The organism is uncultured Mucilaginibacter sp., assembly GCF_903913935.1.
Lineage (GTDB): Bacteria > Bacteroidota > Bacteroidia > Sphingobacteriales > Sphingobacteriaceae > Mucilaginibacter.
In genome coordinates this window covers 1-7904 of sequence record NZ_CAIWNH010000325.1, presented here as the reverse complement: position 1 = coordinate 7904, position 7904 = coordinate 1, and the positions used below count along the sequence as shown (strand labels likewise).

General features: G+C 43.9%; 7 protein-coding genes. 1 reads left to right on the top strand and 6 read right to left on the bottom strand.

Features of this window, described 5'->3' with window-relative positions; all coding sequences use genetic code 11:
- The first annotated feature begins 112 nt into the window (after window positions 1-112).
- Window positions 113-997, top strand: a complete 885-nt coding sequence (locus QZY09_RS12730; protein ID WP_295672928.1) for a cupin-like domain-containing protein — start codon at window positions 113-115, stop codon at window positions 995-997.
- Between the two features lie 248 nt (window positions 998-1245).
- Here the strand turns inward: QZY09_RS12730 and QZY09_RS12725 are convergent, their stop codons facing one another.
- The 6 genes from QZY09_RS12725 to QZY09_RS12700 form a co-directional block, all read right to left on the bottom strand.
- Window positions 1246-2133: a UbiA family prenyltransferase gene (locus tag QZY09_RS12725; RefSeq protein ID WP_295672926.1), complete on the bottom strand. Its 888-nt coding sequence runs from the start codon at window positions 2131-2133 to the stop codon at window positions 1246-1248.
- Between the two features lie 29 nt (window positions 2134-2162).
- On the bottom strand, window positions 2163-3446 hold the full coding sequence (locus QZY09_RS12720; protein WP_295672925.1) for a metallophosphoesterase: 1284 nt from the start codon (window positions 3444-3446) through the stop codon (window positions 2163-2165).
- A 219-nt stretch (window positions 3447-3665) separates the two neighbouring features.
- Window positions 3666-5171, bottom strand: coding sequence for a sigma 54-interacting transcriptional regulator (locus tag QZY09_RS12715; protein ID WP_295672923.1), 1506 nt, complete (start codon window positions 5169-5171; stop codon window positions 3666-3668).
- Window positions 5172-5262: 91 nt separating this feature from the next.
- Window positions 5263-5640, bottom strand: coding sequence for a VOC family protein (locus tag QZY09_RS12710; RefSeq protein ID WP_295672922.1), 378 nt, complete (start codon window positions 5638-5640; stop codon window positions 5263-5265).
- Between the two features lie 88 nt (window positions 5641-5728).
- Complete coding sequence (locus QZY09_RS12705; RefSeq protein WP_295672920.1) at window positions 5729-6826, bottom strand: VWA domain-containing protein; 1098 nt, start codon at window positions 6824-6826, stop codon at window positions 5729-5731.
- A 337-nt stretch (window positions 6827-7163) separates the two neighbouring features.
- Entirely contained in the window at window positions 7164-7787 is a 624-nt protein-coding gene (locus tag QZY09_RS12700; RefSeq protein ID WP_295672918.1) for a hypothetical protein, read from the bottom strand.
- Window positions 7788-7904 lie beyond the last annotated feature (117 nt).

The window sequence follows — 7904 nt, the reverse complement described above, 5'->3', positions numbered from 1 at the left end:
TTACTATTTTTTAATATTTTATTAATATACAGGATATGTTGGTATCGTTATTTTGTTAATTCCCTATCTGTAGTTTTTACTTTGACCAGGAGTTTACGGGAAGCAACGAAGCATGAGTTTTATCCTCCACCCCATTGATACCGTAGATCATATTAGTCCCGAAGATTTTACCGCTAATTATTTAAAACCGCGACGGCCATTAATTATCAAAGGACTCACCGATAATTGGCCAGCCAGGGAAAAATGGACACCCGGATACTTGAAACAGGTTGTTGGCAACAAAATAGTTCCGTTATACGATAACTCGAAAGCTGACCCATCAAAGCCAATCAATTCTGCAGCGGCTGAGATGCCTTTTGATGAGTATATCGACCTGATCATGTCGAAACCTACCGAGTTGAGGATCTTCTTTTTTAATATCTTTAAACAGGCGCCGCAATTGCTCAATGATATCGCCTTCCCAAAAGAACTAATGGGTGGTTTTATCGAAAGCATGCCGTCTATGTTCTTCGGCGGATCGGATTCGGTTACTTTTTTGCACTATGATATCGACCTGCCGCATATCTTTCATACCCATTTTGGAGGGAAAAAGCAGGTGATCTTGTTCGAAAACAAATGGAAACGCCGGTTATATTGTATCCCCAACGCCACTTACGCACTGGAAGATTATGATGTGCTGTACCCTGACATCAAAAAATTCCCGGCCCTTGAAGGCGTGGAAGGCACCGAAGCTTTTTTAGCGCATGGCGACACGCTGTTTATGCCAACCGGATACTGGCACTGGATGAAATACGTGGAAGGGGGTTATTCATTAAGCCTTCGTGCCTGGGATGCTTCTTTGTCACGCAAGACAGCCAGTGTTTATAACCTTGCCATAAAGGGCGGATTGGATAGTGTGCTAAAAATGACCTTTAAATCCAACTATGCCAGGTACCGCGAAAGCCTGGCCGTTAAGCGCGCGCATAGGGAACTGGCCGCTGGAAAGCCTTTTAAGTAAAGAGTCTTAAGGCAAATGGTAACGTTCAATGTCCATTAAGTTAATCTGAGTTCGAGACAAGAAAAACCTTTGCCCCATCGGGGCTACCGCTTTGTAGAAACCAAATACCAAGAATAATTGCCAGGTCAGTGGCTACCCTTCGCGAATTGGGTAGCCGCTGACGCGGCAAAATAACGGTTGAACATTGTGCTACAAAGCGGTAGCCCCGCGGGGGCATACTACAATAATATTCAATTTTTATTTCAAAATCACAGCAAACCGCCCAGCCAGTGAAACAGCAGGAGCGCCAGGTACTGCAGGATCAGTACTCCGTCTAAAAAGAAAAAATAATAGTATTCATTCTTTTCCCAGGTTGATTTAAAGATGAGCCAGCCCGCTAATGCCACCGTAATGGTTAGCGCAAAAAAATCAGTATTAAAACCGTTCCCGCGGAAAAGAAACAGCAAAACAACATAACCTGCAAGTAAAACCTGGCAAAATATATAGGCCTTCTTTTCGCCGTAGGCTACGGGGATGGTTTTCAGGCCCGATTGCTGGTCTTCAAAAAGATCACGGATATCAAAGGGTACGGTAAGGGCGGCTATCAGTAAAAAGCGTTTGGCGATCAGGATCGTGGTGTCGCGCATCGAAATTGTTGTAAAATGGATATGTTGCGCCTCCAAAACCGGCAATAAAACGGTGCTCATGGTCCACACGAGTGTGATCAGGAATTGTTTCAGCCCGGGGATATTCCTTAATCCGAATTTTTGTTCGCCCAGCGAAAACAAAGGGATACTGTAAGCGAAAGAAAGGGCAGCCAAAAATATGAGCAAAATCCTTGATTCCGTTGACATCAAAAAGAAAAGCGGAATGAGGGAAAGCAACGAAACAATGGTAAAAGTTACCATTAACCGGTAATGTGAAAAAAACCAGCGAACACGCCTGTATTGTGATTGTTCGGGATTTTTTGGCCGGGTTAATAAAATACTGAAATTATAAATGCCGATGGTAGAAGTGAAAAGCAACCAGGTAACTGATGCTACCGGTTTTGCCCCTGCCAGGTAGAAAGTTACAAGCCCCTGTGCTACGGCACACAATGCCATAAATACATTGCTGAAAAGCAAAAAGTCAAAAGCCTGCTGCAATATTTTCTTCATCGTTTTTCTGGATGGCAAACCGGCATTATTTAGCTCAGCGATTGTAAAGGATCTGGTCCGGCTTTTAATGTAAATATCGTAATCTCCGGCAATATTCCAACCCTTCCCCTGAAACCAAAAAAGCCATAGCCCACATTAACATAGATTTGCTGTTTGCTTTCACGGTAAAAGCCGGCCCACTCGTTATAAAGGTATTCAACCGGGCTCCATTGAAAAAGTTCTGTCCTCAATCCAAATTGCATACCATGGGTGTGCCCGGCAAAAACCATATCAATTTGCGGGTAATGCGGTAATACCTGTGCCCGCCAGTGCGATGGGTCGTGCGATAAAAGTAATTTCACCGGCAGATCATCGGTGTTTTTTACAGCCAGGTCCATCCGGCCATATTTTGGGAAACGGCTTAATTCGCCCCAGTTTTCGATTCCGAGGATACCGATTTCTTCGTTGCCGATCTTTAAACGGCGGTTCTCATTTCTTAACAAATCCCAGCCCATGTTTTTGTGGGTTTGTACCAGGTCATCCAGGTTCTTCTGTTTGGCTGCGGGCGAGGCCCAATCTGCGTAGTCGCCGTAATCATGATTGCCAAGAGAAGAAAATACACCTAAAGGCGCTTTTACCTTGCTGAAGATATCCTGGTAATCGCGCATTTCGTTGGTTTGCTCATTCACCAGGTCGCCAGTAAAGAATATCAGATCAGGTTTTTCGCCAAGCAGCATTTCAACCCCGCCCAAAACTGCTTTCTTATCAAAAAAACTGCCGGAATGGATATCTGAAATTTGCCCGAGTTTCATCCCGTCAAAAGCCTTGGGCAGGTTGGGCAGGTAAAGGTTATGCCGTTTTACCTGGTAATCATACAGGCCGCTTTTCATATTCAGCTTAAAAGCAGCCAGTGGCACGGCGCCTGCCAGCAGGCCCGCTTTTAGTAAAAATTCAGAACGCGGGATGGGAGTGGGCGGTTGTTTTGTTTCTACTGTCTCGATGCTGGTCTTTTTACGTTTCCTGCCGATGAAGATACTTAAACGGCGCAGGTCATCAACCAATAAAACTAAGGCAAAACAAGCTTTAAAAAGTAAAAGGCCAAAAAACGCAAGGACAATGACGAGCCTCAGCCCGAGATCGATCTTCACATATACCGCCAATAGCAAACTGCCAAGCAGCACGGTGGTTACCGTTACCCAGGTAATAAAAAACCACCTTTTACCAATAAATTTCCATTTTACAGAAAGCTTGCTCAGCCCTCTGAAAACGTAAACATCCAGCAATAATACAATGGCAATAAAAAAAAGCAGATTAAGCGTTACGCCTTCCATCATTAGGGCTTAAAGTGAAATATAATTAACGTGTTAGCAATAGAAAAACTCCCCTCTTGAGAGGGGGTGTATTGGCCTGTGATGTGGCAGGGGTGTGTTAGCGAACATACTCGTCAACACACCCCTCCACCCCTGCCTGCCGGCAGGCAGGCCTCTCAAGAGGGGAATCGCACAGGCCGTACTGCCTTTTTCTCTATTTTTTATCGCTAAACATGTGCAAAATTAATAGCGGTCGTCATCAATATCAAGATCGTCGTCATCGGGCTGCAGGTTAAACAGGCTGTTAAACATATCCGAAAACGCAAAGCCATTATCAAGGAAGCCTTTGTTCAGCTGCGAAAATTCCGACAGGCCATGTAAAACAAATTCCATCATTAATAATTCCTGGTTCTCTGTTAACCGGGGATGTAATTTTTTTACAAGGCTCTTTAATCCATTAACGGCATTAAGCGCTTTTTTGTATTCATGCAGCGGCAATTCGTCAATCACGGCTAAATTATTGCCGTCGCCAAACCAGTTGATGATCTCGGCATAGGGATTTGGGGCCTTTGCTTTCTTTGTTTTTTCGGGATCGGGAAAAAACTGCAGCAGCAGGGTTTTTATGGCTTTACCGATCAGGATATTCGCCACTTTGCCCGGGCCTTCCAGTTCGCCTTCGTATACCAGCTCAATTTTGCCGGTAATGGCAGGGATCACGCCCAGGAAATCTGAAATGCGGACGAACGTATTTTTTTCGCCATTGATCAGCATCCGCCGTTCGGCGTTGCTTACCAGGTTTTCAAATGCCGATATGGTTAAACGCGCCGAAACACCTGATTTTTTGTCGATAAACTCGGAATTCCTTGCCTCAAAAGCAATTTGTTCCACCAGGTCTTTTACCAGGTCATCCACTTCGATGGCCGAGCGTTGCTCAGCGGTAAGTGATGCTTCCTGCTGGGTAATTTTTCGCGAAACATCGATGGTACGCGGGTAGTGCGTTAAGATCTGGCTTTCAATCCGGTCTTTTAACGGAGTAACGATAGAGCCGCGGTTGGTATAATCCTCAGGGTTTGCCGTAAACACAAACTGTATATCCAGCGGCAGGCGCAGTTTGAATCCGCGGATCTGGATATCTCTTTCCTGCAGAATGTTAAACAGGGATACCTGGATCCGTGCCTGCAGATCGGGCAATTCATTGATCACGAAGATGCCGCGATGTGCGCGTGGGATCAAACCAAAATGGATCACGCGTTCGTCTGAGTACGTCAGTTTCATGGTTGCCGCCTTGATTGGGTCGACATCACCGATCAGATCGGCAACCGTCACATCAGGCGTAGCCAGTTTTTCAGTATAGCGCTCAGAGCGGTGGATCCAGCCGATGGGGGTATCATCACCTTTGGTAATAATTTCATTATGCCCGAACCAGGATATAGGCGCCAAAGGGTCATCATACAATTCCGATCCTTCAATATAAGGCATATATTCATCCAGCAGGTTCACCAGCAGGCGGGCAATCCGGGTTTTAGCCTGCCCGCGCAAACCCAGCAATAAGATATTATGGCGTGAAAGAATGGCAGTTTGCAGGTCGGGAATAACGGTATCCTCGAAACCGATGATCCCTTCAAAGCCTCCCTCGCCATGCTGCAATTGTTTGATCAGGTTTGCCCTTAATTCTTCTTTAACCGACCGGCTTTTATAATCCGTCTTTTTTAACTCGCCGACGGTTCTGATATTTAATAGTTTGTTCATCTTTTTAATTTGAAAATTTGATGATTTGAAAATTTGAAAATGAAGAGCAAAATATCTTCAAATTTTCAAATTGGCACATCTTCAAATGCGTTTATATATTACTGCTCACTTCGATCAGGTTTTGATCTGGGTCGCGAAAATAGATAGAGGTTACTTTTCCGGTTGCGCCGGGCCGCTGCACTATTCCTTCAATTGCTATATTTTTGTTTTCGAGTTCTGCTTTGATCTGCTCCACAGATTCCTTTACTTTAAAGCCGATGTCAATTGCCCCCGGCGTAGGAATGTGCGCCTCCGGACTAAACCGCATTCCTTTTTGGTGCAGGGTAAATCGTTGGTCGCCGAATTTTAAGGCTCTTTTCCTGGCTGTAATTATTTCGATCTCCATCCCTAAAATATCCCGGTAAAACGCGCAGGTTTCCTCAACGTCCTTTACGGTTAATACCAGGTGGTTGATGTGGTCAATGGTCATAATATTTAATTTGAAAATTTGATGATTTGAAAATTTGAAAATGAAGAATCAAAACATCTTCAAATTTTCAAATTGACACATCTTCAAATCAACGTACTGTTTTCCTCCGGTTCCGGATGTAATCTTCAAAAATATATTCGCCCAGGCCATTCAGCGAGCTGTAAAAGGCTTTACCGCCGTTTGTCTCCGTAAATTTACGCACAAACTGTTGCAGGTAAGGGTCTTTGGCGATCATAAACGTGGTGATCGGTATTTTTAAGCGTTTGCACTGGGCCGCCATATTCAGTGTTTTGTTAACCACTTTACGGTCGAGACCGATGCTGTTTTTATAATATTTAGTTCCTTCTTTTAAACAGGTGGGCTTGCCATCAGTAATCATAAAGATCTGCTTGTTATGGGTTTTACGTCTGCGGAGCAGATCAGTAGCCAATTCCAACCCGGCGTAGGTATTGGTATGATAAGGGCCAACCTGCAAATAGGGCAGGTCTTTTAGCGTTATGGGCCAGGCGTCATTGCCAAAAACAACAATGTCCAGCGTGTCTTTCGGGTATTTAGTGCGGATCAGCTCGGCAAGGGCCATGGCCACTTTTTTGGCCGGGGTTATCCTGTCCTCACCGTAAAGGATCATAGAGTGCGAAATATCGATCATCAGCACGGTGGAAGTAAGGGTTTTGTAATCCATTTCCTCCACTTCCAGGTCGCGTTCGGTCATCATAAAATCGCCGATGCCATGGTTAACCTGCGCGTTATGGATGGATTGCGTCATATTAATCTGGTCGGAGCTGTCGCCAAATTCAAACTCACGCCGCTCGGCATTTTTTTCATCGCCCTGGCCCGATTGAGGCGAACGGTGGTTGCCTTTGCCCGATTTTTTCAGCTTGCCGAAAATTTCTTCCAGCGCTGATTCGCGAATGCTTTGTTCGGTTTTGGCGGTGATGTTAAAATTGCCTTTTTCGTTATCTTCGGTGAGGTAGCCTTTTTGCTTCAGGTCGTCAATAAAATTACCCATCCCGTATTTGTTATTGGTAATGTTGTATTGCTTATCCAGCTCATTCATCCAGGCCAAAGCTTCGCCAGCATCGCCGGCGGTGTAGTTGAGCAATTCCAAAAATAACTTTAGTAAATCTTCAAACCCGCCTTTTGGAATCTGGCTGGGTTTATACTTCGAGAATTCAAAACCACGCATACGGTACCCTTTCTGATATAAAGAAACGGATTATTTTTTTGAAAAGTTTGAGGAGGGGGGTAATTTATTGGAATTGTTAGGAAAGGATGACAAAGCTCCTGTTGTTTGAAGTTCATTTTTTTTACCCTCTTTGCCGATTTCGGCAGAGAGGGTCGACCAGCGTAGCGTAGTCGGGGTGAGTAGACTCGCCGCCATGCATTGGCGCCAATGTCCGCCGGGTTGATTCACCCGGTCTTTGCTTCGCTCGACCACCCTCTCTTTTGCAGGCAAAAAAGAGGGTAGCTGCAGTGATTTTTATATTTTGGAGAGCTAAATCTCAACCCACATAGGAGGAATATTAATCTTTTGATGCAGTTTCGGATTCTAACATGGTAAGTAATTTGGTTTGTTTATCAATCCAAAAATACGATCTCCAAACTTTATCGGTTTTTTGGTCAAGTTCCATTTTAACACTTTGTTTTAATTCCTTAACAACGAGATAGGCTTCTTCGAAGATTCCATCGTCACCACCACCGAATAAAAATTTATTAGTGTCATTCATTACTATCGATCTGTTTTTATAAGCGTTTTCCGTGGCTGTTATAATGCTGTCTCTTTTGTTTAAAATTGGGACTATCGAAAGAAAGTATGCGAAAGATTTAATTTCGCTTAACCGTCTTTCGACTAATGGGTAATTACAATTGAAAGCCAAAGAATAGAATTTGCCTCGTTGCTGATAAATAATAATGTTTTCGATTTGGGTATATCCATCAGCTTCGCAGATATTATGCTTCTTCGTGGTTGATGTCTTTCTAATAAAGCAACCTGCACAATATTGGTGATAGTACTCAATCGTATCAATATGACTATTTTGTAATGAGTCAATTTTGTGTGATACCCATTCTTTTAAATTTACCTCCTGAGCATAAGTATAATTTATACCCAACACAGTCAAAAAGAAACTTAAAAGCCAGAATTTCATTTAAGATCAATCAAGCGATAAAACACTTTCATCATAAACCGGATTAGCCCCCCGTTTACCAGCCACAAAGGCGCCGATTTTACAGGCTGTTTCCAGAATCTGCGGCATGGGCTGTCC

Excerpts from the sequence above, each read along its gene's own strand:
- QZY09_RS12730 (WP_295672928.1), top strand. The coding sequence starts at position 113 with ATGAGTTTTATCCTCCACCCCATTGATACCGTAGATCATATTAGTCCC.
- QZY09_RS12725 (WP_295672926.1), bottom strand. The coding sequence starts at position 2,133 with ATGAAGAAAATATTGCAGCAGGCTTTTGACTTTTTGCTTTTCAGCAAT.
- QZY09_RS12720 (WP_295672925.1), bottom strand. The coding sequence starts at position 3,446 with ATGATGGAAGGCGTAACGCTTAATCTGCTTTTTTTTATTGCCATTGTA.
- QZY09_RS12715 (WP_295672923.1), bottom strand. The coding sequence starts at position 5,171 with ATGAACAAACTATTAAATATCAGAACCGTCGGCGAGTTAAAAAAGACG.
- QZY09_RS12710 (WP_295672922.1), bottom strand. The coding sequence starts at position 5,640 with ATGACCATTGACCACATCAACCACCTGGTATTAACCGTAAAGGACGTT.
- QZY09_RS12705 (WP_295672920.1), bottom strand. The coding sequence starts at position 6,826 with ATGCGTGGTTTTGAATTCTCGAAGTATAAACCCAGCCAGATTCCAAAA.
- QZY09_RS12700 (WP_295672918.1), bottom strand. The coding sequence starts at position 7,787 with ATGAAATTCTGGCTTTTAAGTTTCTTTTTGACTGTGTTGGGTATAAAT.